Source organism: Trichocoleus sp. FACHB-6 (genome assembly GCF_014695815.1).
GTDB lineage: Bacteria > Cyanobacteriota > Cyanobacteriia > Cyanobacteriales > FACHB-T130 > Funiculus > Funiculus sociatus.
Genome location: NZ_JACJOY010000023.1, coordinates 17,797 through 43,973, shown reverse-complemented (window position 1 = coordinate 43,973; position 26,177 = coordinate 17,797). Strand labels below are relative to the sequence as shown.

At 45.4% G+C, this 26,177-nt stretch carries 27 protein-coding genes, 1 pseudogene, 1 CRISPR repeat array and 1 riboswitch (1 of these 30 running past the window's edge); of the genes and pseudogenes, 16 read left to right on the top strand and 12 right to left on the bottom strand.

Annotation, left to right across the window (positions count from 1 at the left end; all coding sequences use genetic code 11):
* Both H6F66_RS04370 and H6F66_RS04365 read left to right on the top strand, forming a co-directional pair.
* Positions 1–201 (top strand): annotated as a pseudogene (locus H6F66_RS04370) (IS701 family transposase); the annotation flags it as partial.
* Positions 202–373: 172 nt separating this feature from the next.
* Positions 374–1,549 (top strand): M20 family metallopeptidase, encoded by a 1,176-nt coding sequence (locus H6F66_RS04365; RefSeq protein ID WP_190418596.1) that lies wholly within the window; start codon positions 374–376, stop codon positions 1,547–1,549.
* Positions 1,550–1,564: 15 nt separating this feature from the next.
* Here H6F66_RS04365 and H6F66_RS04360 read toward each other — a convergent pair whose 3' ends face one another.
* Complete coding sequence (locus tag H6F66_RS04360) at positions 1,565–1,738, bottom strand: hypothetical protein (RefSeq protein WP_206755770.1); 174 nt, start codon at positions 1,736–1,738, stop codon at positions 1,565–1,567.
* A gap of 100 nt (positions 1,739–1,838) precedes the next feature.
* Here H6F66_RS04360 and H6F66_RS04355 point away from each other — a divergent pair, with 100 nt between their 5' ends.
* On the top strand, positions 1,839–2,093 hold the full coding sequence (locus H6F66_RS04355; protein ID WP_190418592.1) for a hypothetical protein: 255 nt from the start codon (positions 1,839–1,841) through the stop codon (positions 2,091–2,093).
* Positions 2,094–2,308: 215 nt separating this feature from the next.
* On the opposite strand, the gene mgtE is transcribed toward H6F66_RS04355, so the two are convergent.
* The 3 genes from mgtE to H6F66_RS28740 all read right to left on the bottom strand — a co-directional run bounded on the left by mgtE (position 2,309) and on the right by H6F66_RS28740 (position 4,690).
* Entirely contained in the window at positions 2,309–3,700 is a 1,392-nt protein-coding gene (gene mgtE, locus H6F66_RS04350) for a magnesium transporter (RefSeq protein ID WP_190418590.1), read from the bottom strand.
* 198 nt (positions 3,701–3,898) lie between these two features.
* Positions 3,899–4,387, bottom strand: coding sequence for a fluoride efflux transporter CrcB (crcB, locus tag H6F66_RS04345; RefSeq protein WP_190418588.1), 489 nt, complete (start codon positions 4,385–4,387; stop codon positions 3,899–3,901).
* 180 nt (positions 4,388–4,567) lie between these two features.
* A complete protein-coding gene (locus H6F66_RS28740; RefSeq protein ID WP_277873896.1) occupies positions 4,568–4,690 on the bottom strand; it encodes a hypothetical protein in 123 nt (40 codons plus the stop codon).
* 128 nt (positions 4,691–4,818) lie between these two features.
* A riboswitch (Fluoride riboswitch) is annotated at positions 4,819–4,902 on the bottom strand.
* A gap of 182 nt (positions 4,903–5,084) precedes the next feature.
* Here H6F66_RS28740 and H6F66_RS04340 point away from each other — a divergent pair.
* The 3 genes from H6F66_RS04340 to H6F66_RS04330 all read left to right on the top strand — a co-directional run bounded on the left by H6F66_RS04340 (position 5,085) and on the right by H6F66_RS04330 (position 7,251).
* Positions 5,085–5,318 (top strand): hypothetical protein, encoded by a 234-nt coding sequence (locus tag H6F66_RS04340; RefSeq protein WP_190418585.1) that lies wholly within the window; start codon positions 5,085–5,087, stop codon positions 5,316–5,318.
* A gap of 214 nt (positions 5,319–5,532) precedes the next feature.
* Positions 5,533–5,946, top strand: a complete 414-nt coding sequence (locus H6F66_RS04335) for a hypothetical protein (protein ID WP_190418601.1) — start codon at positions 5,533–5,535, stop codon at positions 5,944–5,946.
* A gap of 195 nt (positions 5,947–6,141) precedes the next feature.
* Positions 6,142–7,251, top strand: coding sequence for a WG repeat-containing protein (locus H6F66_RS04330; RefSeq protein ID WP_190418583.1), 1,110 nt, complete (start codon positions 6,142–6,144; stop codon positions 7,249–7,251).
* An 89-nt stretch (positions 7,252–7,340) separates the two neighbouring features.
* Here the strand turns inward: H6F66_RS04330 and hisB are convergent, their stop codons facing one another.
* Positions 7,341–7,982 carry an imidazoleglycerol-phosphate dehydratase HisB gene (gene hisB, locus H6F66_RS04325; protein WP_190418581.1) on the bottom strand — a complete coding sequence of 214 codons (642 nt, stop codon included), beginning with the start codon at positions 7,980–7,982 and terminating at the stop codon, positions 7,341–7,343.
* 109 nt (positions 7,983–8,091) lie between these two features.
* Positions 8,092–8,868 (bottom strand): enoyl-ACP reductase FabI, encoded by a 777-nt coding sequence (gene fabI / locus H6F66_RS04320; RefSeq protein ID WP_190418578.1) that lies wholly within the window; start codon positions 8,866–8,868, stop codon positions 8,092–8,094.
* A gap of 339 nt (positions 8,869–9,207) precedes the next feature.
* On the opposite strand from fabI, the gene ntcA reads away from it, so the two are divergent.
* From ntcA to H6F66_RS04305, 3 genes are all read left to right on the top strand, one after another.
* Entirely contained in the window at positions 9,208–9,879 is a 672-nt protein-coding gene (gene ntcA, locus H6F66_RS04315) for a global nitrogen regulator NtcA (RefSeq protein WP_190418575.1), read from the top strand.
* Between the two features lie 108 nt (positions 9,880–9,987).
* On the top strand, positions 9,988–11,598 hold the full coding sequence (locus H6F66_RS04310) for a DUF3084 domain-containing protein (RefSeq protein WP_190418573.1): 1,611 nt from the start codon (positions 9,988–9,990) through the stop codon (positions 11,596–11,598).
* A gap of 54 nt (positions 11,599–11,652) precedes the next feature.
* Positions 11,653–12,060 carry a pre-16S rRNA-processing nuclease YqgF gene (locus H6F66_RS04305; RefSeq protein ID WP_190418570.1) on the top strand — a complete coding sequence of 136 codons (408 nt, stop codon included), beginning with the start codon at positions 11,653–11,655 and terminating at the stop codon, positions 12,058–12,060.
* 48 nt (positions 12,061–12,108) lie between these two features.
* Here the strand turns inward: H6F66_RS04305 and H6F66_RS04300 are convergent, their stop codons facing one another.
* Positions 12,109–12,372, bottom strand: a complete 264-nt coding sequence (locus H6F66_RS04300) for a DUF3146 family protein (protein ID WP_190418568.1) — start codon at positions 12,370–12,372, stop codon at positions 12,109–12,111.
* 264 nt (positions 12,373–12,636) lie between these two features.
* Here H6F66_RS04300 and H6F66_RS04295 point away from each other — a divergent pair, with 264 nt between their 5' ends.
* A complete protein-coding gene (locus H6F66_RS04295) occupies positions 12,637–14,058 on the top strand; it encodes a GTP-binding protein (protein WP_199313294.1) in 1,422 nt (473 codons plus the stop codon).
* Between the two features lie 474 nt (positions 14,059–14,532).
* Here the strand turns inward: H6F66_RS04295 and H6F66_RS04290 are convergent, their stop codons facing one another.
* Positions 14,533–15,987: a glycoside hydrolase family 13 protein gene (locus H6F66_RS04290; protein ID WP_190418563.1), complete on the bottom strand. Its 1,455-nt coding sequence runs from the start codon at positions 15,985–15,987 to the stop codon at positions 14,533–14,535.
* Positions 15,988–16,231: 244 nt separating this feature from the next.
* Here H6F66_RS04290 and H6F66_RS04285 point away from each other — a divergent pair, with 244 nt between their 5' ends.
* The 3 genes from H6F66_RS04285 (at position 16,232) to H6F66_RS04275 (ending at position 19,840) form a co-directional block, all read left to right on the top strand.
* Positions 16,232–16,999: a hypothetical protein gene (locus H6F66_RS04285; protein ID WP_190418560.1), complete on the top strand. Its 768-nt coding sequence runs from the start codon at positions 16,232–16,234 to the stop codon at positions 16,997–16,999.
* Between the two features lie 11 nt (positions 17,000–17,010).
* Positions 17,011–19,041 carry a pentapeptide repeat-containing protein gene (locus H6F66_RS04280; RefSeq protein WP_190418557.1) on the top strand — a complete coding sequence of 677 codons (2,031 nt, stop codon included), beginning with the start codon at positions 17,011–17,013 and terminating at the stop codon, positions 19,039–19,041.
* Between the two features lie 400 nt (positions 19,042–19,441).
* On the top strand, positions 19,442–19,840 hold the full coding sequence (locus H6F66_RS04275; protein WP_190418554.1) for a response regulator transcription factor: 399 nt from the start codon (positions 19,442–19,444) through the stop codon (positions 19,838–19,840).
* Positions 19,841–19,905: 65 nt separating this feature from the next.
* Here the strand turns inward: H6F66_RS04275 and H6F66_RS04270 are convergent, their stop codons facing one another.
* On the bottom strand, positions 19,906–20,091 hold the full coding sequence (locus H6F66_RS04270) for a hypothetical protein (protein ID WP_190444124.1): 186 nt from the start codon (positions 20,089–20,091) through the stop codon (positions 19,906–19,908).
* A 33-nt stretch (positions 20,092–20,124) separates the two neighbouring features.
* The gene (locus H6F66_RS04265; RefSeq protein WP_190418550.1) at positions 20,125–20,385 is read right to left on the bottom strand and encodes a hypothetical protein; all 261 of its coding nucleotides are present in this window, start codon (positions 20,383–20,385) and stop codon (positions 20,125–20,127) included.
* 421 nt (positions 20,386–20,806) lie between these two features.
* Between H6F66_RS04265 and H6F66_RS04260 the strand changes: the two genes are divergently transcribed.
* Entirely contained in the window at positions 20,807–21,358 is a 552-nt protein-coding gene (locus H6F66_RS04260) for a DUF2854 domain-containing protein (RefSeq protein WP_190418547.1), read from the top strand.
* Positions 21,359–21,380: 22 nt separating this feature from the next.
* Here H6F66_RS04260 and H6F66_RS04255 read toward each other — a convergent pair whose 3' ends face one another.
* Positions 21,381–21,638, bottom strand: coding sequence for a chlororespiratory reduction protein 7 (locus H6F66_RS04255; protein ID WP_190418545.1), 258 nt, complete (start codon positions 21,636–21,638; stop codon positions 21,381–21,383).
* 183 nt (positions 21,639–21,821) lie between these two features.
* The gene (locus H6F66_RS04250) at positions 21,822–22,325 is read right to left on the bottom strand and encodes an Hsp20/alpha crystallin family protein (RefSeq protein ID WP_190418542.1); all 504 of its coding nucleotides are present in this window, start codon (positions 22,323–22,325) and stop codon (positions 21,822–21,824) included.
* Positions 22,326–22,859: 534 nt separating this feature from the next.
* Between H6F66_RS04250 and psaC the strand changes: the two genes are divergently transcribed.
* Together psaC and glmS are read left to right on the top strand one after the other, a co-directional pair.
* Positions 22,860–23,108, top strand: coding sequence for a photosystem I iron-sulfur center protein PsaC (gene psaC / locus H6F66_RS04245; protein WP_190418540.1), 249 nt, complete (start codon positions 22,860–22,862; stop codon positions 23,106–23,108).
* A gap of 295 nt (positions 23,109–23,403) precedes the next feature.
* Positions 23,404–25,302 carry a glutamine--fructose-6-phosphate transaminase (isomerizing) gene (gene glmS, locus H6F66_RS04240; protein WP_190418538.1) on the top strand — a complete coding sequence of 633 codons (1,899 nt, stop codon included), beginning with the start codon at positions 23,404–23,406 and terminating at the stop codon, positions 25,300–25,302.
* Positions 25,303–25,430: 128 nt separating this feature from the next.
* Positions 25,431–26,177: direct repeats of the CRISPR family, unit length 37 nt; unit sequence GTTTCAATCCCTGATAGGGATTATAGAGTTTTCCGAC; it runs 714 nt beyond the window's last position.

Genomic DNA, 26,177 nt, shown 5'->3' with positions numbered 1-26,177 from the left:
TGTGGGGTTGAAAAAGCCCAAGTGCGTTCTTCTCGTGCTCAACGCAATCACATTGGTTTGGCGATTCGAGCGTTTCTACGCCTGGAGATGCATTGGTTTAATACTGGCATTAGTTGGTATGAGTCCAAAGCCAGTATTGTTCGGGAGGCGGTGCGTTCCTACTTAGCGGCTCCTTGGCTGACTCTTGTACCAACTGCGTAACTCCTGGCGTAAATAAACTGAATATCTAGAAAGAAACCAAGTTTCCCTAAAAACCGGGTTTGTGTAAAAAACCCTAATGGTTACAGCTAATTTTATGGGATGTTGTATGCAACATCCCGAAAAAATTGGAAAAGGGATGAACTATGCCTGTAGTGCGAGTTAACATAACTTTATGCTAAACCGTATCAAAGAGATAACCGAAAAACTAGCACCTCGCCTCATCGAAATCCGGCGACACATTCACTCGCACCCGGAACTAAGCGGACAGGAATACCAAACTGCTGCCTACGTTGCTGGGGTGTTGTCATCCTGCGGGCTGCACGTGCAAGAATCAATCGGTAGAACTGGCGTAATTGGCGAATTAAAAGGACAAAATATCGATGATCGCCTGCTGGCAGTTCGCACCGATATGGATGCCTTGCCAATTGTAGAACGCACTGGTTTAGATTATGCCTCGCGCCTGCCGGGAATTATGCACGCCTGCGGTCACGATGTCCATACTACGGTAGGCTTAGGTACGGCGATGGTGTTATCCCAACTGGGAGAAGTTTTTCCTGGGAATCTGCGTTTTCTGTTTCAGCCAGCCGAGGAAATTGCCCAAGGTGCGGCATGGATGGTTGCAGATGGCGCGATGGATAAAGTGAGCGCTATTATGAGCCTACACGTCTTTCCATCTATTCCAGCCGGATCAATCGGGATTCGCTACGGTGCTTTGACGGCAGCAGCAGACGACCTGGAAATTATTATTACCGGAGAGTCGGGACACGGGGCGCGTCCCCATGAGGCAATTGACGCAATTTGGATCGCGGCGCAGGTAATTACAACTTTGCAACAAGCAATTAGTCGCACGCAAAACCCGTTGCGCCCGGTGGTGCTGACGGTCGGTAAAATTGAGGGCGGACGTGCGCCGAATGTGATTGCAGATTCTGTGCGATTGGTGGGAACAGTGCGATCGCTTCATCCCGAAACTCACGCCAATTTACCTCAATGGATAGAGGAAATTGTCGCTAATATCTGCAAAACCTACGGTGCTGGTTATCAAGTTAATTATCATCGGGGAGTACCTTCGGTGCAAAACGACTCAACGCTAACGCAGTTGGTGGAGTCAGCGGCGAAAGAAGCTTGGGGATGCGATCGCGTCCAAATTTTACTCGAACCCTCCCTCGGCGCTGAAGACTTTTCTATGTATCTACAACACGTTCCTGGTACCATGTTCCGTCTCGGAGTTGGATACGTAGACAAGAAAAACTACCCACTGCACCATCCCCAGTTTGAGGTAAATGAATCTGCAATCGTGACTGGTGTTGTCACCCTAGCTTATGCTATTTGCCAATACTGGCAGAACTAGAAAATATATCTTTTCTCAGTTGGATGGAATATATGGCGGTTCTAAGATCCGGTCTACGTTGATAGGGACATCCCATTGCCATGTCCCTACAGATGTATCGCACTCAACCCTTGAATTGTTATACTCTTGAGTGCATAGCACAGGTGGTACGGGGCTGGGCGTTCTCATGAGTAGAAAAAATATTTTCATTTGTTATTGCTACCAAAACATCTTAATTTTCTAACTCCAGAAGGATTAGCATCTGGAAATATTTAACTATTGTGTAATTAATTTAAAAATAAAAACTATCATGGCATCACCCACACCACTTAAAGGTTTAGAGCTAGTTGATTGTGCTAGAGCAAATGCAAAGCAGGGAGCTGAAACTGCTGCCGAACTATGTGGATATGGCGGCAATCTACGCACCTTCAAGCAAGAACTAAAGCAAGCTTGTGAGGATATGGGTGTCACTTTTAATGAGTTAAGCGACTTGATTACCGATCAAGATGCGTTAATGAATATGGAAGGGGAAATAGTTGCTCCTGATACTCCAACAGAACTTTAAAAAGCAAAAAGTAAAAAGGCAAAAATCATTGTTCACGTTTTGCCTTTTTTCATTTGTATGTAGGACAGGATCTCCTAACCTGTCGTAGGCGAGATCCGAACGAAAAAATATTTCATAACTCCTGCAAGGACTGCTATATGATCCTTGGTGCGCGATCGCTTTCCCCCTCCGACTTAAAATTAACTTTTTGGTAAGCTACATTCTGACTCGTATACTTAAAATCGCAAAATTAGCCGTGCCAAATTAAAGTAAATTAGTACGCCTAAGACATCAACAGCAGTAGTGATAAACGGCGCTGACATCAAAGCCGGGTCTAAACCAATGCGACGAAAGACGAACGGCAGACCGGAACCAGCAACAGACGCTAAAATAGAGATAGCTACTAAGCTGATCCCCACAGCGATCGCCACTGCCAAATCCCCTTGCAGCAGCCAGTAAGCCCATACCGTTGCTAAAGACCCTAACATTACTCCCAGCATTGCGCCTGCGATCGCTTCTCGCCCAATCACCTGTAGGGGCCCCATAGCACGAATCTCGTCTGTATTCATTCCCCTAATCACCACAGTTGAAGACTGCGCCCCCACATTGCCTCCAGTACCAGTCAGCAAGGGAATAAACGCCGCCAGCGCCACCACTTTTTGCAGAAGGTCTTCTTCTGACTTGATAATTGTACCCGTGACAGTATTCGTAACCAGTAACACAAACAGCCAGACAACGCGCTTGCGAGCCACTGTCAATAAATCGGTCTGGAAATAATTGTCGCCCCCCGACTGTACACCACCCAGCTTGTAGATATCCTCCGTCGTTTCCTGCTCCAAAATATCAATTACGTCATCAACAGTGACAATACCCACCAAACGCTGTTCCTTGTCTACCACAGGCACCGCCAGAAAGTCATAGCGCCCAATCAACCGCGCCACTTCTTCCTGGTCAGTATCTGTATGAACGAAAATCACATCGCGGGTCATAATTTCCCCAACCGTTTGATTTGGCTGGGTAGTCACCAAATCGCGCAATGATAAAATTCCTGTCAGCCGTCGCGCCGCATCAGTGACATAAAGGTAATAAATCGTTTCAGTGACATTCGCTAAATTGCGAATCCTATCCAGCGTTTGCGCGACGGTAAAACTTTCTTTCAAAGAAATATATTCTGGTGTCATCAACCGCCCAGCAGTTCCAGCCGTATATCCCAAAAGCTGGGCCGTGGCTTGGCGTTCGGTGGGGCTAAGTTGTTCCAACAGACGACGCACAACTGTAGCTGGCAATTCGTCAAATAGCCGCGCCCGGTCATCCGGCGACATCCTATCGACAATATCGAGAACATCCTGCCGCTTTAATTCATCGATTAGCGTCTGCTGGATGCTGGAGTCGAGATATTCATAAACTTCGATAGCCTCATCTTTGGAAAGTAGCCGGAAAGCTATAGCTTGCATCGCTTCCGGCAACCCTTCAATGGCTTCAGCAATGTCCGCAGGCTGCACCGGGACGAGTATTGCTTTTGCGGCCTGAAGGTCGCCAGCTTCAAGTAGCGCTTGAAGCTGCATTCGGACGAGCTGTCGGAGTTCACTACGTGAGATCGTCTGGAGGGGAATATTGCTGTCAGTCAAGATAGACCCTCTTTCTACAGTCCTAAGTTGGTTGCTGCATTTAGTCTATGACGTTAGGCAACAAGAGGTTATGTGAGTTTCTGTGTCTCCCATAACAACATGGGAATAAAGCAGACGTTGCATGACCAAGGAAAATTTTACCAGTAAGCCTACTGAGCGATCGCACAAAAATTTTTGTGCGGTAAGCAAGTAGCTGCTTTATTTGCCCCACCGGGCAAGAATGGTGCCTAGCTGAATGCTGATTATGCCCAGGATAGCACTACCTGCCCAGTAAAAAGCAGCAACTGAAAGATTGCCAAGGGCGAAGTTGTTACTGTGGGCATTCCGTAGCAGCAATAAAGTGTCTAACTCATAAGTTGAGAAGGTAGTGTACGAACCTAAAAATCCCACTGCTACCAATAAGCGGACTTCTGGCGGAATGCTGGGTATCTCTAGAGCCACAGTGAAGAAGAAACCCATTGCCAAACAGCCCGTGAGGTTGATAAACATAGTGGCATAGGGAAAACCTCCTCCCATAGTCCCAGCCAACCAAAGACTCAAGTAATAACGGCTCAAAGCACCTGCGATCGCTCCCAAACTAACTGCAATTGGATTGCGAATAGTTGGCTGTTGCAGTACCTCTAGCACCAAGTTAGGTGCTACAGTCAAAAGTTGCAGACTTTGATTAATTAAATTTTCCCAACCCATCTATAAATTGCCTATTTTTAAGAGAATTTAGAAGTGTTTTAATGGTTGATTTTGGTGGTATTACCCTAAAATCAACCAATATAATACCTGTTCCCAAGGCTGATCCCCTCGTTTTCCATAACAATTTCTGTAACCTCATACTCTGGTGCGACTCGAACAATTTCTTCTAAAACTAAGCCACTAGCGGTAATAAATTGATAATAAAATTAAACGAGCGGCAGAGTAGCCAATGATGACTACTAAAACTACTTTCAACAGCACTGCACCTAAGCGACGGGCAATTTGACCGACAAAAAAGCCCATCCAGAAAATCCAAATTGCACTTTCTAAGGCTACGCAACTCCTAAACCAATTTGTTGTAGATATTGGTTGGGTAGGAGTCAGGAGTTCCTAATGTTTAGCTACATAGCCCTACTTTCCCGCAGCAAACCAGGAAAGTAGGAGTCATCAGCTTTCTAGTCAAAAGACTCAATGACCAGAAGGCAGTTTTGGCGAACCCCATCGCCTTAGAAAAAAAATGTTAAGTCTAAAGATAGCATCCTTTCCGTTCAGCTTGGTTAACCCGTACCTTTGTTGTCGCCTTTTCGTAACAAAGCCTCTGCGATTACACCGCTAGACTGAAGCCAAACATACTACAACAATGTTATTGCTTAGATAGAGATTGATCTGAGCAACTGCCTTCAAAGGAGGCAAGCGGATGAATCAAATCCAGACCGTTGCCTTATTGACTCTCTTAAGCACCCTCTTAATTACGGTCAGCTACTGGCTAATTGGTGGCTGGACTGGTGCATTGATGGGGGTTGGTTTAGTTGGTGTGACCACTCTGGGAGGTTGGTATTACTCAGTCCAAATTCCCTTAGGAGCTTATAATGCCCAACCGATTACTGCTAGTCAAGCGCCTAGTCTATACAGAATGGTAAGCGCCGTTTAAACCCCTCTTAATTGTCAATGCCTTTTCTGGCGAGTTCTTGGGTAATTTGCATTCCACCCACCCTTCGACAGATGCAAGAATTCAAGTGTTGCTTAAGCTGGAGCAAGAAATGTCCTTTGTTAGGTGTTAGATGCTAAAGGGAGGATAAAGAATGAAGCACGATATTCGTTCTTATTCTCAACCAAAAATTAAAAGTATCAAAGGAGAAATATCCATGAATACCGAAACACCAAACACTACAGAAACCGCCATCGTATCAATTAGTCAAGATACGGAAGACCTCGTAAATGAAAATATGCCCCATGAGTCCGATGAGGTCAAGAATGAAACAAAGGCACTAATTGAGGCGATTAAAAAACGGGCGCAGGTAGAAACAAAAAATGCTACGGAGTTCACCCGCGATACTTATCTAACTGCGGTGCGTCAAGCACGGGAAAAGATTGAACACGATAAGCTGTTTGATCCCGACAGAATTGCTTACTCGTTTAAACTCATCCAGATGGATGCAGAAAAGAACTGGGAATCTATTGTTAAGGAAGTGTCAACGTTGGGCGATCGCTTAGCCGGAGCCGCCAAAGCAGCTTGGGATGTGCTGACTGCTCCTCGCACACCTTCTGACAAATTATAAAAAATCTGGGCGCATTACGTGCGCCCTTTTTTTTATGGTGAAAAACCAGTTTTCTAGAGAGAAAACTGGTTTTTGATGTGCGGGTTTTTCTTACCGACTATATTCTTTTGAGCTAAAATTTACAACTAACGTGCGATCTCATCTACTGAGTATGTGAAAATTGAGGTGAATGATTCGGCATACCTTTAAAGCCCGATGGTCGTTATCACTTTTGCTTTTCGCTACCAGCCAATTCGCAATTATAAAAACAAATTGCTTCAGCCTACTCTCCTCTTTCTGTTGGGATTAGCGGTAACTCAAATTTCTGGCTGTGAATCTATTTTAGGTTATCGTATCGGTCAAAACAAGTCTGGAGCAACTATAGAACGGATAACTAATTCGCCAATAGCCATCCCGCTAAAATTTAATTCAGCTAATGAATTTTCGCAAGGGCTGGCAGCGGTCAAAATAAACGGGAAATGGGCATATATTGATAAAAGTGGCAACTTCGTAATTCAACCGCAATTTTCCCTATCAGAGTCATTTTCGCAAGGGCTGGCAGCAGCAAGAATGGGCAGAAAATGGGGATATATTGATAAAAGTGGTAACTTCACAATCCAGCCGAAATTTGATTTAGCAGAGTCGTTTTCCCAAGGACTGGCAGCAGTAAAGATAGGCGGCAAGTATGGCTATATCGACAAGACAGGGAAAATCGTTATTCCACTGCAATTTGATGAAGCTAAGCCGTTTTCCCAAGGACTGGCGGCGGTAGAAATGGGCAGTAAGTACGGCTATATCAACAAGAGTGGCAAGTTCGTAATCCCCCTGAAATTTGATTCGGCTGAATCTTTTTCCGAAGAAATAGCACTTTTTAAAATTGGCGCAAAGTGGGGCTATATTGATCCGCAAGGGAAGGTCGTAATTCCACCAGAATTTGATGAAGCTAAACCTTTTTCCGAAGGGTTAGCGGCGATATCAATTGACAACAAATGGGGCTATATCGATAAGACGGGAGACTTCGTGATTGCGCCCCAATTTCATTGGGCTGGTAGCATTTACACAGGACTAGCGGGGATAGCGATCGCAGATCAGATTGGTTATATCGACAAGGCGGGAAACATTGTGATTGCACCGCAATTTAATAACACTTATGACTTTTCTGAAGGGCTGGTATCTGTAAAAAGGGGCAGCAAGTGGGGCTATGTTGATAAAACTGGAAAGTTTGTAATCCAGCCGCAATTTGATAGCGCTTTGCCTTTTTCTGAAGGGTTGGCGAAAGTAAAAATTGGCAACAAGTATGGCTATATTGCCAATCCCCTCAAGTAATACCCAGTAGATGCAGGAGAAAGTTCACTCTTGCGAAGCGCGATCGCAACCTAAGCTAATTCTCCCGAACTGAACTATCCCCTGAAAACCTACAAAACCCCTTTGGAACTGGGAATCGTACCAGCACGACGGTGATCGATTTCCATAGCCATACGAAGACTACGCGCAAACGCCTTAAAGGTCGCTTCGATAATGTGGTGCGAATTAATCCCATCCAACTGTCGGATGTGCAGCGTCATCTGGCTATGATTCACCACCGCTACAAAAAATTCTCGCACCAGCTGAGTGTCATAAGTCCCGACTCGCTGGGTGGGAATTTGTAAGCCATAGCTGAGGTGAGGACGACCAGAAAAGTCTAACGCCACCTGCACCAAAGCCTCATCTAAGGGGGCGAGGAAATTACCAAAGCGAACAATTCCCTTGCGATCGCTTAGTGCTTTCCCGAACGCCATTCCCAACGTAATCCCCACATCTTCGTTGGTGTGGTGGTCATCAATTTCTAAATCCCCTTTCGCGGCTACATCCAAATCAATCAGCCCGTGAGAGGCAATTTGATGCAGCATATGATCCAAAAAGGGAATGCCCGTATTGGCGTTGCAAGTCCCATTCCCGTCTAAGTTTACTGTCACCAAGACATCAGTTTCGCCCGTCTTACGTGCAACCGTAGCCGTGCGAGGTGATAAAAATTGTTCAAGGTGCGGAGTGGTGGAAACGCGATCGCTTGTCTGCATAGCAGATGCTCACTAACAAGAAACAAGTAAGTTTATTATTCTATGCTATCGAGCTAGGGAATGGGGTAAGTTAGATTCTTTCCCCAGTCCCCAATCCCCAGCCCCTACATCACATTCCCATAATCTCGTACCCAGCATCTACATACAGCACCTGACCCGTAATCCCACTTGCCAAGTCGCTGCACAAGAAACTAGCAGCATTTCCTACTTCTGTCTGAGTCACAGTTCGCCGCAGTGGTGCTACTTCCTCAACATGATGGATCATATCCAGAATGCCACCCACCGCCGATGATGCTAGAGTGCGGATCGGCCCAGCTGAGATTGCATTCACGCGAATATTAGCAGGCCCCATCTCCGAGGCTAGATAACGCACGCTCATTTCCAAGCCAGACTTAGCAATGCCCATGACATTGTAATTGGGGATCACCTTAACGCCGCCCAAATAAGTAAGCGTGACAATACTGCCGCCTTCTGTCATCAGTGGTTTCGCCGCCCCAGCCAGTTGAACTAACGAGTAGGTGCTAATTTCCAAAGCTTGGGTGAAGCCAGCGCGAGTGGTGTTGCTAAAATCACCTGATAAATCGTCCTTGTTGGCAAAAGCAAGACAATGGATTAAAATATCTAGCCTGCCCCACTTATCGCGGATGGCATCAAATGTAGAACGAATTTGGTCATCATTCTGAACATCGCAAGGTAAAAACAAACTGGGGTTGAGAGGTTCTACCAATTCGGCGACTTTCTTCTCAAAGCGTCCTCGGTCGTCTGGTAGATAAGTAACTCCCAAATTTGCACCAGCTTTGTGTAACTGCTGGGCAATACCCCAAGCGATTGAGCGGTTGTTGGCAATGCCAGTAACTAGGGCATTTTTTCCTGATAAATCTAGCATGATGTCAATTTTGAAGGCAATATTAGAGAATATCCGATTTAGGGCGGTAATTAAGATAGCTTGCGTCCGGATCGAAGCTTACTCAACATGACTCAAACTGCATCCCAGCTTATCAAACAGGTATTGTCAAGATATAGACATTTTCCTTAACAGTCTGATTTGCGCCGTGGGGTTGAGGCACTTGGAAAAACTTGGAGGATAAAAGAACTTTAAAATTATGTATCAAGCAGCACAAAAAACTGCCTAAGAGTCAGTTTATCAGTGTCTAAAGTCAGAAATTTCTCACAGTCGGTTGTAATTCCCAGAAGAGTTTCTAGGGCAGCAATAAGGATAAAGGAAGTGGTAGTGACGCAAGATAGACCGTTAGCAGCTGTGTTCCGTCAAATCGGAGGTGGGGCGTTTCCGCCAGTGGTGGAAACCTTTGATCGGGGCAAAACTATCTTTTTCCCCGGAGACCCGGCTGAACGGGTATATTTTTTGCTCAAAGGAGCTGTGAAGCTGTCTCGCGTGTACGAAGCTGGGGAAGAAATTACAGTGGCGCTGCTGCGAGAAAACAGCGTCTTTGGCGTACTGTCGTTGATTACCGGGAATCGGTCAGACAGATTTTATCACGCAGTAGCATTTACGCCTGTGGAGTTGCTTTCAGCACCAATTGAACAGGTGGAGCAAGCGCTCAAGGATAATCCAGAATTGTCGATGTTGATGCTGCGGGGGCTTTCATCGCGGATCTTGCAAACAGAGATGATGATTGAGACTTTGGCGCACCGGGATATGGGATCGCGATTGGTGAGTTTTTTGTTGATTCTCTGTCGAGATTTTGGCGTTCCAGGCCCCAATGGAATTACAGTTGATCTGAAGCTTTCTCACCAAGCGATCGCAGAAGCAATTGGTTCCACAAGAGTTACAGTCACCCGGTTACTGGGAGATTTACGCTCCGAGAAAATGATTTCTATCAATAAGAAAAAAATTACCGTTCATAACCCGGTAGCTTTGAGCCAGCAGTTCACCTAAAACATCTTTTGCACTGTCAGCTTTTGTTAATCAATAGTTGAAGTACCAGCGTCTATCATAAAAAAGCCTTTATGCTTAAGCTTGAGAGGTGATAGCTGAAGCTGGAAAATGGCCACCAGTGCGCTGGTCTTAATTTTATCGATTTTGGTATTGGGTGGTGCGATCGCCACCTTGGGCGATCGCATTGGCACTCGCGTGGGAAAAGCGCGGCTGAGTCTGTTCAATCTGCGTCCCAAGAAAACTGCGGTCTTAGTTACAATTCTTACAGGTTTGATGATTTCCGCCTCAACCCTGACGATCCTATTTGCCACCAGCAAGCCGTTACGCACAGGCGTGTTTCAAGTTGATGAAATTCAGCGAAAACTCAGAACCGCTCGTCGGGAGCTTGACGAAACTGTAGCCCAGAAACAACAAACTGAAAGCGAACTCTCCAAAGTTGCAGCCCAGAAACAACAAACTGAAAACGAACTCTCACTAGCCCGCACCGAGCAGCAAGCCGCCCAGAAGCGTCTGGATGCCATTAATAAGTCTCTGGCGGCAGCACTAGGCAGACAAGCCCAGACAGAGGCACAACTGAGTAAGACAGAGCGCGAACTTAAAAGCGTTGCGGCTAGCTTTGAGAAAACCCAGCAACAGCTGGAAAATGTTTCTGGACAAGCGGTAAATCTACGTTCGGAAATTCAACAACTCCAAGGGGAACGTCAGGAACTAATCAAGCAGCGCGATCGCGTAAAGGCTCAAATTACCCAACTCAAGGGCCAAGTTACTCAACGCGATCGCGAAATTGCCAAGCTTGACCAAGCCATCACAGAACGCGATCGGGAAATTGCCATTCGTGACCAAGCCTTGGCGGAACTTGATCAAAAAATTTCCAACCTGAGAAACAGCATTGACCAACGCGATCGAGAAATCGCCAAGCGAGACACAGCCCTCGCCCAACTTGATGAGGAAATTTCCGCACGAGATCAAGTAATTGCCCAGCGCGAAACTCGCCTCAAGGAAATAGAAAAACAACAAGCTGCCCTAGAGCAGGAAGTAGCAGACCTGGAACAGTATTACCAATCCTATCAAGCCTTGCGTCAAGGTAACGTCGCGCTCCAGCGCGGTCAAGTTCTGGCTTTTGGTGTCTTCCGCATTGTCGATCCCGCCGCCGCCCGTCAGGTTATAGATCAGCTTTTACGAGAAGCAAATCGCACAGCAATGAAAGCTACGCGACCTGGTAACAACAATAACAACAAGATGGTGAATGAGCGCGTAGTGCAAATTACCCAAGCCCAGGTAGACCAACTGCTTAACCAAATTAAAGATGGTCGCCCCTACCTGGTGCGAATTTTCTCGGCTGGCAACTACGTCCAAGGCGAAAAAGACGTACAAGTCTTTGCAGACGCGACAGTGAATAAAATTGTGTTCAGTGGTGGTGATATCATCGCCGCAACATCTGCCGACCCTTCAACTATGAACGACCAACAAATCCGGCAGCAGATCGATCTGCTCTTGGGAGCATCTCAGTTCCGAGCCAATCGAGCTGGAATTTTGAACGATACAATTCAGGTAGGCGACGGTCGAATTACCAGCCTGATTCGCTTTATTGAGAAGCTAAAAAAGTTCAAGCAGCCTATCGATCTCAAGGCGGTAGTGGCAGAAGATACATATCTCATAGGGCCGCTGAAACTGAATTTGGTAGTCGTGCAGAATGGAGAGGTAATTTTTAGTATGTAATCCCCAATTCCCAATTCCCAATTCCCAATTGCCAATTCCTAATTCCCAATTAAAATGATTTTAGGTTTCGATCCAGGGCGCGATAAGTGTGGTATAGCCGTGATGGGACTTGACCTGATACTGGATTATCATCAGGTGGTGCCAGCACCAGAAGCGATCGCAATCATCAAAAACTTGTGCGAACAATTCGCGATCGCTACTCTGGTAATGGGCGATCAAACTACAGCCAAAACCTGGAAAAAGAAACTTCAGACAGAATTACCTGCATCGTTGCCGATAGTCATGGTAGATGAGCGCTACAGCACTCTAGAAGCACGCGATCGCTACTGGCAAATGTATCCCCCAAAAGGCCTTTCTAGCCTCATCCCCAAAGGATTGCGCGAACCACCCCGACCAATTGATGATATTGTCGCCATCCTCCTCATCGAAAGGTACCTAAAAATACAAACAACTAATAACTAAGCACTACGGCTGGGAATCAGGAATTGGTAATCATCAACGGACCACTGGCTAAAGTTCTGCCCTGATAGTAAAGGCATAGTCTCCCCCAGGCTCCAACTGATAATCCTTCTGCTCTAAAAACCGCCCTAATGGTTCCAGAATTAGGGCGCGTCCCAAAGAAGGTGAGACCGACAACTCCCCCTGTCGGAAACACCAATGGAACTGCCACTCATACTGCGCCGCTGTAACTTCCCCTTTCAGAAAACCCTGTTGCCAGGACAATTGGGTAATTCGGACGTAGGCAGTGGTTTGAGGTAAACGTTTAGAACTCACAATCACTCAGCTGATTCAAATGCCAAAATTTCAGCAACAATACTAAACTTATGGCTACGCACGTGTAGATAACATCATTCTCACAGCTGACTTGCATTTGCCAAAACTCAAAAGCAAATACGCCCCTAGACATGGAAAGTGCCAGACTCGACGGGCAGTGACTAGGATGAAAGAAGAGTAACTCCAGGCAAGACAGTAGGTGCAATTTTGACTCGTTCAACATCTGACGCAACCCCAAATTCCAACCAGTCACCTTCACCACAATTGAACTACAGCGCTTTGGATCAAGAATTAGACAGCGCCATTTTCAGCTTTGATGATATCCAGGCAGAACTGAACTACAAAAAGGCGCAAAACGCCCTGCGAGACCTGGTAGGCAATTTGGATCTTACTTCCCAAGAACGGGCAGGACTGGAGTCCGAAATTGAGGACTTGGCAACGATGCTGGACAAGTTAGATCAGTCACTCGTCCAAATTGCCGCCTTTGGCATGGTGGGAAGGGGCAAATCTTCCGTACTCAATGCTTTATTGGGTAAGAACGTGTTTGAAACCGGGCCTCTTCATGGTGTCACCCGCACTCATCAAGATGCCAGCTGGCAACTGGAAAATGAGCCTGAAGCACAAAGTAATTCCGAAGTTTTGCGAGTCACGCTGCCAAGTCTGGGCAATTCCCAGATTCAGCTGATTGACACTCCGGGGATTGACGAAGTAGACGGAGAAACCCGCGAAACCTTAGCGCGACAAGTTGCCCGACAGGCAGATTTGCTGCTATTTATCATTTCCGGCGACATGACTAAGGTAGAATTTGAGGCGCTGTCGCAACTGCGGGAAGTTGGTAAACCGATGTTGCTGGTTTTTAACAAAATTGACCAATATCCGGATGCCGACCGGATAGCAATTTACCATAAAATTCGGGATGAGCGAGTGCGAGAATTGCTATCACCGGATGAAATTGTCATGGTGGCGGCGTCGCCTCTGGTGGCGCAAGCTGTGCGCCGTCCTGACGGAACTAGAACCGTGCAGCGACAGCCGGGAACGCCACAAGTTATGGATTTGAAGTTGAAAATCCTCGAAATTTTGCACCGGGAAGGTAAGTCGCTGGTGGCTCTTAATACTATGCTGTATGCCGATGATGTGAATGAGCAGCTGGTGCAGCGTAAAATGCAAATTCGGGATGATTGTGCCAATCAGATTATCTGGAAGTCGGTGATGGCGAAGGCGGTAGCGATCGCTCTCAACCCACTAACGGTAGTTGACCTCCTCTCTGGTGCCATCATTGATGTGGCAATGATTCTCACTCTATCCAAACTCTACGGTATTCCCATGACTCAAACTGGTGCTGTGGGATTGCTGCAAAAAATTGCCCTGACTATGGGCGGGATTAGTGCCAGCGAATTGCTGGCCAACCTCGGACTCAGTTCACTCAAAAGTTTGTTGGGTATCTCTGCACCCATGACCGGAGGCGCATCTTTAGCTCCCTATCTCTCGGTGGCGTTAACTCAAGCTGGTGTCGCTGGTGTCTCTTGTTATGGCATCGGACAAGTTACTAAAACTTACCTCCTCAATGGCGCTTCCTGGGGGCCAGATGGCCCGAAAGCAGTTGTGACTCGCATTCTCACTTCCCTGGATGAAACTTCAATTTTGAATCGGATTAAGCATGAGTTGAGCGCCAAGTTATTTAGTTGAACGCGATCGCTTGTCTTTCTTTTATTATTTAAAGCTCATCTAATTCAACTTTCAATCCATCGATCAAAGCAACTGATCGATAGCTTTGCTTGGCTCAAATATACTTATAATTAACTGCTCCCAATATTGCGCCTTTTATAGAAATCTGTTTTCAGATGTCAGAAGTTTTGAGACTTTTAAACATCTGCATATAGGGATGATATCTGAGCTGAAGCGCAAAATACGAGCAATAACCAAAATAGTAGGATTGCCGAACTTGTGTCTAGTTGCTTGTCGTACCGAAGGTGAGGCAGAACCGAAGGCGAAAACTTGACAGTGTAATGTTGATTTTGGTTGGCTGTAGGGGCATGGCAATGCCATGCTCCTACCAAATATCGCAATTTTCGATATTTTCTAAGGGTTGTATGAAACCACCCTGATCTTCGTTCACAAAGAGGGGGTTAGGGGTTAGGTTAGAAAGCGATCGCTTCCCCCTCAACCAAGTATGCAGCCACTACGCGACGGCAAATTCAACTGTAGTTTGGATTCTCCCTCAACGCTCCAAGACACCTCAGCTGTGCCATACAATAACTTACTAGGTTTGGATTTTAATGCCGCCTCAACCCTTACGTCTTCTGCGGGTGCAGTACCAACGTTAACAGCAACAATTATCTCCTGATCTCCCAAAGTCCGAGCAAATACATAAACTGTCCCTTCTGCAAACAGAACTTTGTAATCACCTGTACGCAAGGCAGGGTATTGGTGACGCAGGGCGATGAGTTGCTTGTGATAATCTAGAACATCACGTTCCCAGTGAGCTTCCATCGGAAAGCCTCGGCGCGAGTCGGGATCGAGTTTTCCCGGTAATCCCACTTCATCACCATAGTAGATGCTTGGCGCACCGGGATAAGTCAATAGCAGCAATGTTGCTAGTTGAACACTTTTCTTGTCGCCGCCTGCAATAGAAATCAGTCGCGCAGTATCGTGGCTAGCTAACAAATTCAACTGAGTCAGTTGAATATCCCACGGATAAAATTCCAACAATTGCTGGATTTTTTCGGCATACTCTGGGGCAAAGAGGGGCGGGTAGGGATGGTAAGAACGATCTTTCACTTGGTCAATGTCTACGCGATCGCCTGCGGCAAAAGCAATAGTCGGCGCAGCAAAGAGATAGTTCATCACCCCGTCAAACTGAGTCCCATCCAGCCACTCGCGGGAATCTCCCCAGACTTCCCCCACGATGTAGGCTTCCGGGTTAATGGCTTTTACGCGATCGCGAAATTCCTGCCAAAATCCTTGAGCCTTAATCTCAAACGGCACATCCAAGCGCCAACCATCAACGCCGAATTTAATCCAATATTCGGCAATTTCCATAATATATTCCCGCACTTCAGGATTTTCATGGTTGAATACTGGCAGCGCCCGATTTCCATCCCAACCCTCATAATTCGCCGGAAAATTGCCGTCATATGCCGATAAAGGCCAGCCTTCAATCTTGAACCAATCCACCCAAGGCGAATGGGGGCCGTTTTCCAGAACATCGTGGAAAAAGAAAAATCCCCGGCTAGAGTGGTTAAACACCCCATCCAGCACCACCTTAATATCCCGTTCGTGGGCAGCTTCCAGCAATTCCCGAAAAGCGCCATTCCCCCCCAACATCGGATCGACCTGATAATAGTCATGAGTGTGATAGCGGTGATTGCTTGCCGATTGAAAAATGGGCGTAAAATAAACCGCATTAATCCCCAAATCCTGCAAGTAATCCAACTGCTCCATCACTCCCCACAAATCGCCGCCCTTATACCCTTGAAGCGTCGGCATTTCGTGCCAATCTTCCCACCGGGTATCCTTCAAAAGCCGCTTGTGAGGATGCTTAGTTTTAGCAAAGCGATCCGGAAAAATCTGGTAAAAAACCGCGTGCTTAACCCAATCTGGCGTCTGTATCTGCATAAACTCCTTCCTAGCCCTTCAACGCTAAGGTACAGCCCTTGCCAGCTTTTCGCTTCTCACCTCTGATAGAAGTTAAATTTTGCAACATAATGCTTGATAGCGAGAATCTACTTTCTTTTTTTGTGCTACCCAAGCATCAAATTTTCTCAGCTTAGAGGTTAATCTGGATTGCTAAAATATAAACTTTTCTGAATTTTTTAGCCGATTTTAGCTTTTTATTGCTAATAATAGCTCAGTATCAAATATGACATCAATGATTATTCTTCGTATTCAAGAAATTGCAGACGCAAAAGGTTTAACTTTAGAGGAACTTAGCCAAGTTTCAGGCGTTGCTTTAGAGGTTCTTCAAGCTTACGCAACTACACCTATCGAAACACTTACAGAGGAAGTTGCTTCCAATCTCAGAAAACTTGCAGCAAAACTAGATGTAGTCGTATTGGAGTTAGTTCAGCCTGTAGTTAAGAGAGAAGCTTTCAAACTCAAAATTCTTGAAATGGCTCAACAGAAGGGTTTAACGCTAGAAAAATTAAGCGATCTCTCCGGTGTACACCTTTCTCTCCTAGCATTGTATAGCACACAGCCAATATCTAAGCAAATTTTAGAGACTGACCCTCACTCGCAAAACTTATCTAAAATTTGCGAGGAGTTGCGTTGTGAAATTGATGAATTAAAGGCTGTAGCAGAACTCCCTAAAACAAGGCTTCATATTGAAGAATTTGCATTAGAAAAAGGTTTAACTTTAGAAGAATTATGTTTGATAACAAATTTACCTAAAGAATTTATAAATTTTATTGCAACACAGCCTATAATCCTTTCTAGCCTTGTCACTGAAGGTGACATGAGAGCGAGAGAAGATGTCGCGGGAATCAATATGACAAAAAGAATGATGTCGAGAATAAGTCTTATGAGAATCAATGAAAATATAATTATCGGGGAAGAAGAGCTTTTTGGAGACACCCTTGGACGATTCTTGTGTTCAATTTGTAAATGCTGCATAAGAGAAGAGCCATAATCAACTATTTAATGATTATCAATTGTAAAAAGGTGAAAAACATACGTAATAAAAATTATACACACCTTACTTCTTTAGAGACAAATAACTTTCAAAAAGCTTGGGCAGGGCATAAGGCTACACAAAAACTAATTGCAACAAGTTTTGGGATTATTGTAACTTCTTTATCTAGCGTAATACCGGTAGTTTCAGGACAGTTATTTGCCTATTTAATTGTATGGTTTGGCCTTGAAAAGAATTATTCATTCATTTTTATAGTAGTAAGCATACTTGTCTATTTCTTAGCTTTAGTGTTACTCATTTCCCTTGGATTTGAAGTTAGAGCAGTTAGTTTAATTATAATGCTAATTTTGACTAGCGTCATTTCAACCCTTACTCAAACAGATGCTAAACCAGGAGGAGTAATTCTTTTTCTAATTCTAAGTATAGTATTAGCTTGGCTTGGGGCAACTCTTACAGCCTTATGTCTGAATTTTACTTATGTGTGCAGTAAAATTTTAGGTGAGTTCTTAGCTATTTTAGGTTCTGGGCTGATAACTGTAGTTTCAATTGCACTCATAATAACTACACAAGAGCCAAAACCTGGCGAAGGCATCATATCTATAATTGCAGCACTTTCAGTCATCCTTACAGGCGCTATCATCGCACGACAGGCAGTAAGAGGCTCCCCGAAATTTGCCTGGATTACAGAAAAAGCAATCTTTTGGGCAGCAACAGGTGGTACATCTTTTTATGGAGTAGACCTAACAGATGCTTGCTTCGATGGTGCAGACTTACCGCATACAGATTTCAGGAAGGCTAATTTAACCCGGGCTAGCTTTGAAGAAGCAACTGGATTGGATCTGGCTAGGCTTCAAGGAACTATATTAGAACAGCCTAAAGTTAGAAAACTACTGATAAATAAAAGAGGTTGCAACGAGGATTATACAGCCTCTAACTTTAACGGTGCTAATTTAAGACGTGCAGACTTGACAGGAGCAAATTTAAAAGAAGTTAATGCGTTAGACGCAGATTTTTCGGGAGCGATTTTAACAGATGCTTGTATCCAGGGATGGAACATCAACAAAAATACTCGTTTCACAAATGTTGTCTGCGAACGTATTTACTTGAAGTGTGCAAGAAAAGGTAATATCATTACCTTATCAGAACCTAAGCCAGATAGCGGTATATTTAAACCCGGCGAGTTTGAAAAATGGATTAGCGAAATCCATGAAACGATTGATCTAATCTTTAGAGAAGGCTTAAACTGGAGAGCTTTTATCTTTTCCCTAGCTCAAACAGCAATTGACCATGAAGGATTGGATTTATCCCGTTATACTATTTCTAGAAAAGACGAAGGCATAGTTTTTGCAGAAATCGGTACTTTTCCGGGTGCTGACAAGAAGGCTATTCACGAAGCATTTACAAGTTGCTATGAAAGTGCAGTGAAAGCAATAGAGGAGAAGTATCAATTAGTTTTACAAGCTAAAGAGGGGGAACTTGAACGCTTAAGAGAATTTATTGAATCTAAACATCAAATTATTAGAGAATTAATGTCTATAGCTGTAGGTACAGGTAGAAAAGTATTAATTCAGGGTGAAGGACATCGGGTATATATGCTTAATCAAGCAGGAGAAATTATGGAAACGAAGAATGAAGGCTTTAGTGTAGGCGGAAACATCAGCATTGGCGGAGATAACATGAGTCTTACGGGTGCAAATCTCTCTTTAGGTGAACTCAGTGGTCAGGTCACTAATACTATTCAGCAGCTTCAGGGCGTAAACGCTGCTGGTGGGAACGATTTGGTAAAGATTTTGACAGCTTTGCAAGAATCGATTCAAGGTGATTCTGCACTTTCTGACAATCAAAAGAAAGATGCTTTGGAAGCTGTGGAAACCATAGCAGAAGAGGCGAAGAAGCCACCGGAAGACCGTGTGATTAAACTTTGTTCGATGGCTGTGAATGCCCTTAAGGGTGTTGCTAGTGCTGTTACGGATGCCAGTAAACTAGCTGAAGTCCTAAAAACTTATCTGCCGACTCTTACAGGAATTCTGGGCATTTAAACTGTTTTGCAGTTTCTGCCAGTTCTTAATTCTTAGATTCGGAAACTTCAAAGAAGCGATCGCACTCTCTACTCAATCAAGAGCGCGATCGCTCTTTTAGTCTATCCCTCTGGATGGAGAGGACAGCCCGAAAAGGTCTTGGTATCCTTTAAAGCTAATGGTTGAAGTTCAAGAGCGATCGCGTTCCACTTGCCAAACCTGAACCGACTTGCTACTTAATTTGCATATACCTAAAACAACCAAACTTTGCTTTCTTTATAAAAATTTCATATTTGGACTTTTCAGCTTCTTGATTTCTACACAAAATGGGCGTTTCTTTGAGTAGTTAGCTCGGACGGTAGAGGGACTTTTAGACCTTTTGCCCCTAAACTAGAACGGTCAGATACAATTGTTGTTCCTTATGTTGTCCTGTCAGCACCCCCTTCTGCGTGTCCTGGTTGTTGATGACCATGAACTTACTCGTTTTAGCCTCAAGCTAGCATTGCAAAGTCAGGCGAACATTGAGCTAGTTGGACTCGCAAGCAACGGTAAAGAAGCCGTGGAAATGGTCGAGCGTTACCATCCTGATGTGATTATTCTCGACTTACAGATGCCCGTGTTAGACGGTCTATCCGCATCGACACAGATAAAACACATCGATCCGCACGCACAGATCATTGCTTATTCATCAGTGGAAGACCCGCAGATTGAAGTAATGAGCCAAACTGCCAGAATAGATGCTTTCTGCAAAAAGGATACCGCTACCCAAGAGCTGATTGCTTTAGTCGAGCAGCTAGGGCAGCGGGCAGTTAGTCACTAGGGGGTGCGAAGGTAGGCGACCTTGCAGCTGGAATTAGCCCCGCAAGGCGTCAAATTTTAATTGGCCTATCCTGCTTCAGGAAAGGTACGGTTAAACTCGTCAATTAAATCGTCAATTTCTTCCAGCGCCTGATTAACATCTATTCTGAGAGTACCCAGGTTTGGTTCTTCCAAAAGCCGTACTAGAGACTCACGCTTGAGTTCAATCAGGCTAATCCATTGCTTTAAAGTTTCTGAGTCCATTATCTGCATTACAATTCAACATTAACTTAACATTACCCAATCCTAGCGAAGGAAGGGAGGTCGCTTTGGATCGGCAGGTTTATTTTTAATCACCTCAGCAATAAACCGCTTCAGCGCCTTTTCCCTATTTTTCATAAAAGCAGACCAAAATCCAGGCTGAAACTCATCCATCGTTTTGGCTAAAGCCCAAACATCTACCGCCAGTATGTTATAAAGCGTTTCGTCCTCCTGCTTAAGGGTTTTAAGCTGATCGAGGATGGCTCTACTTTTTTTTGTAGCTTGCTCATTATCTTCTTGAATCATAAAACCTCGCGGGAAGGGTAGATACCTATGAGTATGAGACAGGCTTAAACTGGTTCATAGGTCTGTTAAGCATGGGAGGAAACACGACACTTGGTTAATGGTGGCCTTAACGGTGCAGCTAACATTTTAGTTAAAAGTAAGCACAGGCTGGATTTTCAGGGGGTGTGTCAAGTTTTGTCCTAACCTGTTAGGAGTTAGGATTTCCTAGCTCTTAAGAATCCCCACAGGGTAAATCCAGGGGAGCGTCAATCTATGCTCTCAACTATGAATTGACGGCAGCAGACAACAACCTGATTTGATAATACGGGTTTTCTTTGAAACCGCCATTATTTGATAAAAGTCTTACGCACACAAGCGAGATATTACGCCTGGACAAGGATAATAAAGCTGAAGAGATTGTGAATTGGGTATCCTAATTAAAATGTTACGTCAAACTTCTTTGGGAACGTTAGGTTTAGGTGTTGGTTTTGTTTTGACAATTGTGGGATTTTATGCCTATTCCACGGGCAACGCCACATTGAATCTAGCGGGATTCTTCTATGGTATTCCGGTGCTGCTGGGAGGTCTTGCGCTCAAAGCCGCAGAACTTAAGCCTGTGCCGTTTAGTAAACCCACCTCGAAAGAGGTAATGGCACTACGCCAGCAGCAAGCAACTGTTACTCAAAACCAGATTCGCAAAGATGTCACTCGCTATCGCTACGGTCAAGATGCTCATTTGGATAGCTCTTTGAGTAGCTTGGGGTTGAGTCCGACAGACGAGGAAAGACCAGTGCTGAAGGGATTAGAGGAAAAGGAGGTTGATGGCGCTTATGCTTTGGTGCTGGAATTTGAGTCGCCGCTAATTCCTTTTGAGGTTTGGCAACAGAAGCGGGAGAAAATAAAGGGCTTTTTTGGCCCTGGTATCCAGGTTGAGTTGAGTCAACCTGCTGAGAACTGCGTTGATGTGGCGCTTATTTCTACGCCGCAGGTGTAGGGGAAGGTTTAAGACTTGTCGCTTACTTTTCCAGGCGGACTACATACCACTGTAAAAATTGTCCTGGCTCCATATCCAATTCGCAAGATGTGTCCATTAGGTACTGAGCTTGAGCCTGTACTAAGGGAAATTTTTGCAAGTCTCGCGGCAGGTTATCCTGACGAGTTGCCAAAATTGCCTTGAGTTTTTCTAATAGTTCGGCGGCGCTGAGAAATTGTTCTGGTTGGTTGGGTTCTAGAACGACGAAAGCATCTTCTTGATACATTATGGAGTCAGGCATTTTGCGTTTTTTTATACTTGAGACATCTTGTTCAAGTGTATCGCCATAAACTGGCGGTTTTGATAGCGGTTTCAGAGTCAAGGAGCAAAAAAATAACCGCTGAGCGGTCTAGGAATTAGGTTAAGACAACTCAGCGGTTAACTCACGCTTATTAAGCTATTAGTTATTTAGGGCTAGGACAGCTTAGTTGGTCGCCGCCGCACCTTCAGCCTCCGGCTGACTGGTTAATTCTGGAGTTGCAGTGGTGGTGTTATTACCCAGGTTGAGTTTAACGACTGTACGCTTTGCTTCCGCCACCTTGGGCAGTGTCAGTGTCAAGATGCCATTGTTGAAGTCGGCTTTGACTTGATCGTTCTGAATTGGCACTGGCAGAGGAATCACGCGCTGGAAACTACCATAGCGGAATTCGGAGCGGAAAAAGCCTTTTTCGTCGGTCTTTTTCTCGAAGCGATGTTCGCCTTGAATAGCGATCGCTTCCCGCGTGACGCGAACATCCAAATCCTTGCCTTCTACGCCTGGAATTTCTGCCCGCAAAATCAGATTGTCTTCCGTGTCTTGCAGTTCAATCGCAGGTTGCCAGGTTTTACCAGACTGGCGATCGCTTCCAGCAATTTCATCAAACATTTGATCCATTTGACGACGCAGGGTTTCAATTTCTGAAAATGGTTGCCAACGAATCACAGCCATAGGATAGTTCCTCCAATTTGTAGTGACTAATAAGAAAGAACTTTTTCAATGGGGTTAGCTTTTAGTTCCCACAAATTTATGATGCCAAAACAGGGCGGTTGCATCGGTGAGGGAAACCGAAATAAATTTGGGAATTTTTCCGTATTGGCGATCGCGATCGCATTCTCCAATACATAACCGCTAAGCGTCAACTAAAAACAACTAAGGCGGTGCTTCGCGAACTTCTGTCACCTTGTACAGCGTCAGCGTCAAGATGTAATTTGTCTTGCAGCTCAACCTTTAAATCGCGACTCAAGGCGCGCCTTTAGTTACACTTCTTTATAATTTTCCAGACAATAATACTTTGCCTGGGAGGGGAACCGCCTTTATGTAGGGGGATTTTCCAGGCTTCTGGGCATTGTTGCCGCATGGGGCAATCTATTACAGAGTTTGAAGTTCTGTAGCCTTTTGCAGAAGGGGACTCTGCGCCTGCGGTAAACTAAGCCAAGATTTCTGCTCGACATTAGAGAACACTAGGAAAGGAGCCGTTATTCAATGTCTCATAGCGTCAAAATCTACGACACCTGCATTGGATGCACCCAGTGCGTCCGCGCTTGCCCAACGGATGTCCTAGAAATGGTTCCCTGGGATGGCTGCAAAGCTCAACAGATTGCTTCCTCCCCTCGGACAGAAGACTGTGTAGGTTGCAAGCGGTGCGAAACTGCTTGTCCTACAGATTTTCTGAGCATCCGAGTTTACCTGAGTAATGCTGAAACCACCCGCAGCATGGGCTTAGCGTACTAAAAAGCTGGCTTGAAAACACTTTTTATCATCCAATTCCAAGGTACAGAGGGGGCAATTATGCTCTCTCTTTTTTTTATTCATAGCCATTCTCAGTCTCTGGTGGGGAATGAGTATAAGCGAGGCTCTACTTCGCGTGAAAACGCAAAAGAAGCCATAATTGAATGTTGGCGTAGGGGTGCTTAAGTGAGGCGAAGCCTTACAGTAGGCATTTCCAGGACTCTCCTGAAGCGGCTTGACGCTGGGTGAATAGCCAAGTAGCGTTGTAAATTAGGTGAGAACAGGAGTGGTGTAATATATGTGCGGAATCGTCGGCTATATTGGCACTCAAGCAGCTACCGAAATTTTGCTCTCTGGGTTGGAGAAATTGGAGTATCGAGGCTACGATTCTGCCGGAATCGCTACAGTGACAGAAGGTGAGATCCACTGCGTTCGGGCGAAGGGGAAACTCTACAACTTGCGGGAGAAGCTAGAACGGGAAGTAAACCCGGCGAATATTGGCATTGGACACACTCGCTGGGCTACTCATGGTAAGCCTGAGGAATATAACGCCCATCCTCATATGGATACGGCGATGCGCGTGGCGGTGGTGCAGAACGGGATTATTGAAAATTATCGGGATTTGCGAGAGGAACTGAAGGCGCGGGGACACAAGTTTCGTTCGGATACTGATACTGAGGTGATTCCCCACTTAATCGCTGAGTTTTTATCCCATTCCGCTACACCAGGCTTTACCCACTCCTCTACTCTTTTCTTAGAGGCGGTAAGAGAAGCTGTTAATAAACTGGAGGGAGCGTTTGCGATCGCAGTTTTATCGGCAGACTACCCGGATGAATTGATTGTCGCACGGCAACAAGCTCCCTTAACTATTGGTTTCGGACAAGGGGAATTTTTCTGTGCTTCGGATACACCCGCATTGGTTCCCCATACCCGTGCGGTGCTAACTTTAGAAAATGGGGAATTGGCGCGGCTGACACCACTTGGAGTTGAGGTTTACAACTTTGCTGGCGAACGCTTGAAAAAGTCTCCCCGGACTCTAAACTGGAATCCCGTGCAGGTGGAAAAACAGGGATTCAAGCACTTCATGCTCAAGGAAATCTACGAGCAACCTGGGGTGGTACGCGCTTGTTTAGAGGCTTATCTGCACCCTGATTGGCATCCAGATAAGGATACGTCGCCGATTAATTTGGCTATCCCTGCGTCGCTGTACGATGACTTAGAACACGTTCAAATTCTTGCCTGTGGCACCAGTTGGCACGCGGCGCTGGTGGGGAAATACCTGCTGGAACAACTGGCGGGGATTCCAACTATGGTGCAGTATGCTTCTGAGTTTCGCTACGCACCAACGCCTTTAACTGTCAATACTCTAACGATAGGTGTTACCCAATCTGGGGAAACTGCTGATACGTTGGCGGCTTTGGCGATGGAAAAAAAGCGTCGCGAGGGTAAGCCTAGCCAGTTTCAGGTGCGATTGTTGGGGATTAGCAATCGTCCGGAAAGTTCTTTAGGTCACTTGGTGCCTCAAATTATCGAAACCCATGCGGGGATGGAAATTGGGGTGGCGGCGACTAAAACTTTTGTGTCTCAATTGATGGCGTTTTACTGTCTGGCGTTGGATTTAGCTTATCGCCGCCAGACAATTTCGGCAACTCGGTTGGAGGAGATTTTGGTTGGTTTGCGGCAGTTACCAGCCCAGATTGAGCTGATTTTAGAGAGTCAGGAGCGGTATATTGAGCAGCTGACTCATGATTTTGCGGAAACTAAGGATTTTATCTTTTTGGGACGGGGGATTAATTTCCCGATTGCTTTGGAGGGGGCGCTGAAACTGAAGGAAATTAGCTATATCCACGCGGAAGGTTATCCGGCTGGGGAGATGAAGCACGGGCCGATTGCGTTGTTGGATGCTAAAGTTCCTGTGGTGGCGATCGCTATGCCGGGTAATGTGTACGAAAAGGTTCTCTCGAACGCTCAAGAAGCTAAGGCGCGGGATTCCCGTTTGATTGGTGTGACACCGATGAATGACCCGGAGGCGGCGGAAACTTTTGACGATTTGTTACCTGTTCCGGCTGTGGAAGAATTGCTTTCGCCAATTTTGACGGTGATTCCCTTGCAGTTATTGGCTTATCACATTGCAGCGCGTCGCGGCTTGGATGTGGATCAGCCAAGGAATTTGGCAAAATCGGTGACAGTGGAGTAATCCGGAAGGTGCGATTAGCTGAAAATGCGATCGCACCTTTTAAAATACTTGGTGATAGTTATTTAAAATCTCTGGCGGACTTTGGAACTTATTGAGAATAGTCCAAGATGTGAATTGAAATCAAGTTTCAATGGCTAGTCCGGAATTATTATAGAGTTTTCCGGCTACACAATTTTAGCGATCGCTAAGTTGCTCGTGTTTCAATCCCTGATAGGGATTATAGAGTTTTCCGACAGTCATGAGCTTTGTCAATATCTGGCGTTTCGCTAATGTTTCAATCCCTGATAGGGATTATAGAGTTTTCCGACTTTCAAGGGAAAAGCTAAATCTTTTTTCTTGTATGTTTCAATCCCTGATAAGGATTATAGAGTTTTCCGACAGAAGAATTATTCTTGAGGGACTTACCTTTTTGTTTCAATCCCTGATAGGGATTATAGAGTTTTCCGACCGATGATGGCAAGGTGACAGCATCTATTGAGTTTGTTTCAATCCCTGATAGGGATTATAGAGTTTTCCGACACATCCAAAGCTATTTGCTCTAGCAGTTTCCATAGTTTCAATCCCTGATAGGGATTATAGAGTTTTCCGACTCCGACCCGTATCTTGGAATGATGCGCCAGGTATCGTTTCAATCCCTGATAGGGATTATAGAGTTTTCCGACACTGAAACTCAGAATGCGATTCAACTTTCCGCACTCGTTTCAATCCCTGATAGGGATTATAGAGTTTTCCGACTCGCTGGAGAGTTTAAGGATGGCAATATGCTGGCGTTTCAATCCCTGATAGGGATTATAGAGTTTTCCGACGGCAATAATCGCCTCGGCGTTGCTGGTGGGAGTGTTTCAATCCCTGATAGGGATTATAGAGTTTTCCGA

What these genes read in the sequence shown, in the direction of transcription:
- H6F66_RS04250 (WP_190418542.1), bottom strand. Translation starts at nt 22,325, where the DNA reads ATGGCTGTGATTCGTTGGCAACCATTTTCAGAAATTGAAACCCTGCGT.
- H6F66_RS04270 (WP_190444124.1), bottom strand. Translation starts at nt 20,091, where the DNA reads ATGCAGATAATGGACTCAGAAACTTTAAAGCAATGGATTAGCCTGATT.
- glmS (WP_190418538.1), top strand. Translation starts at nt 23,404, where the DNA reads ATGTGCGGAATCGTCGGCTATATTGGCACTCAAGCAGCTACCGAAATT.
- H6F66_RS04265 (WP_190418550.1), bottom strand. Translation starts at nt 20,385, where the DNA reads ATGATTCAAGAAGATAATGAGCAAGCTACAAAAAAAAGTAGAGCCATC.
- H6F66_RS04340 (WP_190418585.1), top strand. Translation starts at nt 5,085, where the DNA reads ATGAATCAAATCCAGACCGTTGCCTTATTGACTCTCTTAAGCACCCTC.
- H6F66_RS04260 (WP_190418547.1), top strand. Translation starts at nt 20,807, where the DNA reads ATGTTACGTCAAACTTCTTTGGGAACGTTAGGTTTAGGTGTTGGTTTT.
- H6F66_RS04335 (WP_190418601.1), top strand. Translation starts at nt 5,533, where the DNA reads ATGAATACCGAAACACCAAACACTACAGAAACCGCCATCGTATCAATT.
- H6F66_RS04255 (WP_190418545.1), bottom strand. Translation starts at nt 21,638, where the DNA reads ATGCCTGACTCCATAATGTATCAAGAAGATGCTTTCGTCGTTCTAGAA.
- psaC (WP_190418540.1), top strand. Translation starts at nt 22,860, where the DNA reads ATGTCTCATAGCGTCAAAATCTACGACACCTGCATTGGATGCACCCAG.
- hisB (WP_190418581.1), bottom strand. Translation starts at nt 7,982, where the DNA reads ATGCAGACAAGCGATCGCGTTTCCACCACTCCGCACCTTGAACAATTT.
- H6F66_RS04305 (WP_190418570.1), top strand. Translation starts at nt 11,653, where the DNA reads ATGATTTTAGGTTTCGATCCAGGGCGCGATAAGTGTGGTATAGCCGTG.
- H6F66_RS04280 (WP_190418557.1), top strand. Translation starts at nt 17,011, where the DNA reads ATGATTATCAATTGTAAAAAGGTGAAAAACATACGTAATAAAAATTAT.
- H6F66_RS04275 (WP_190418554.1), top strand. Translation starts at nt 19,442, where the DNA reads ATGTTGTCCTGTCAGCACCCCCTTCTGCGTGTCCTGGTTGTTGATGAC.
- H6F66_RS28740 (WP_277873896.1), bottom strand. Translation starts at nt 4,690, where the DNA reads ATGGGCTTTTTTGTCGGTCAAATTGCCCGTCGCTTAGGTGCAGTGCTG.
- crcB (WP_190418588.1), bottom strand. Translation starts at nt 4,387, where the DNA reads ATGGGTTGGGAAAATTTAATTAATCAAAGTCTGCAACTTTTGACTGTA.
- H6F66_RS04285 (WP_190418560.1), top strand. Translation starts at nt 16,232, where the DNA reads ATGACATCAATGATTATTCTTCGTATTCAAGAAATTGCAGACGCAAAA.
- H6F66_RS04290 (WP_190418563.1), bottom strand. Translation starts at nt 15,987, where the DNA reads ATGCAGATACAGACGCCAGATTGGGTTAAGCACGCGGTTTTTTACCAG.
- H6F66_RS04355 (WP_190418592.1), top strand. Translation starts at nt 1,839, where the DNA reads ATGGCATCACCCACACCACTTAAAGGTTTAGAGCTAGTTGATTGTGCT.
- H6F66_RS04360 (WP_206755770.1), bottom strand. Translation starts at nt 1,738, where the DNA reads ATGAAAATATTTTTTCTACTCATGAGAACGCCCAGCCCCGTACCACCT.
- H6F66_RS04310 (WP_190418573.1), top strand. Translation starts at nt 9,988, where the DNA reads ATGGCCACCAGTGCGCTGGTCTTAATTTTATCGATTTTGGTATTGGGT.
- fabI (WP_190418578.1), bottom strand. Translation starts at nt 8,868, where the DNA reads ATGCTAGATTTATCAGGAAAAAATGCCCTAGTTACTGGCATTGCCAAC.
- H6F66_RS04365 (WP_190418596.1), top strand. Translation starts at nt 374, where the DNA reads ATGCTAAACCGTATCAAAGAGATAACCGAAAAACTAGCACCTCGCCTC.
- H6F66_RS04330 (WP_190418583.1), top strand. Translation starts at nt 6,142, where the DNA reads ATGGTCGTTATCACTTTTGCTTTTCGCTACCAGCCAATTCGCAATTAT.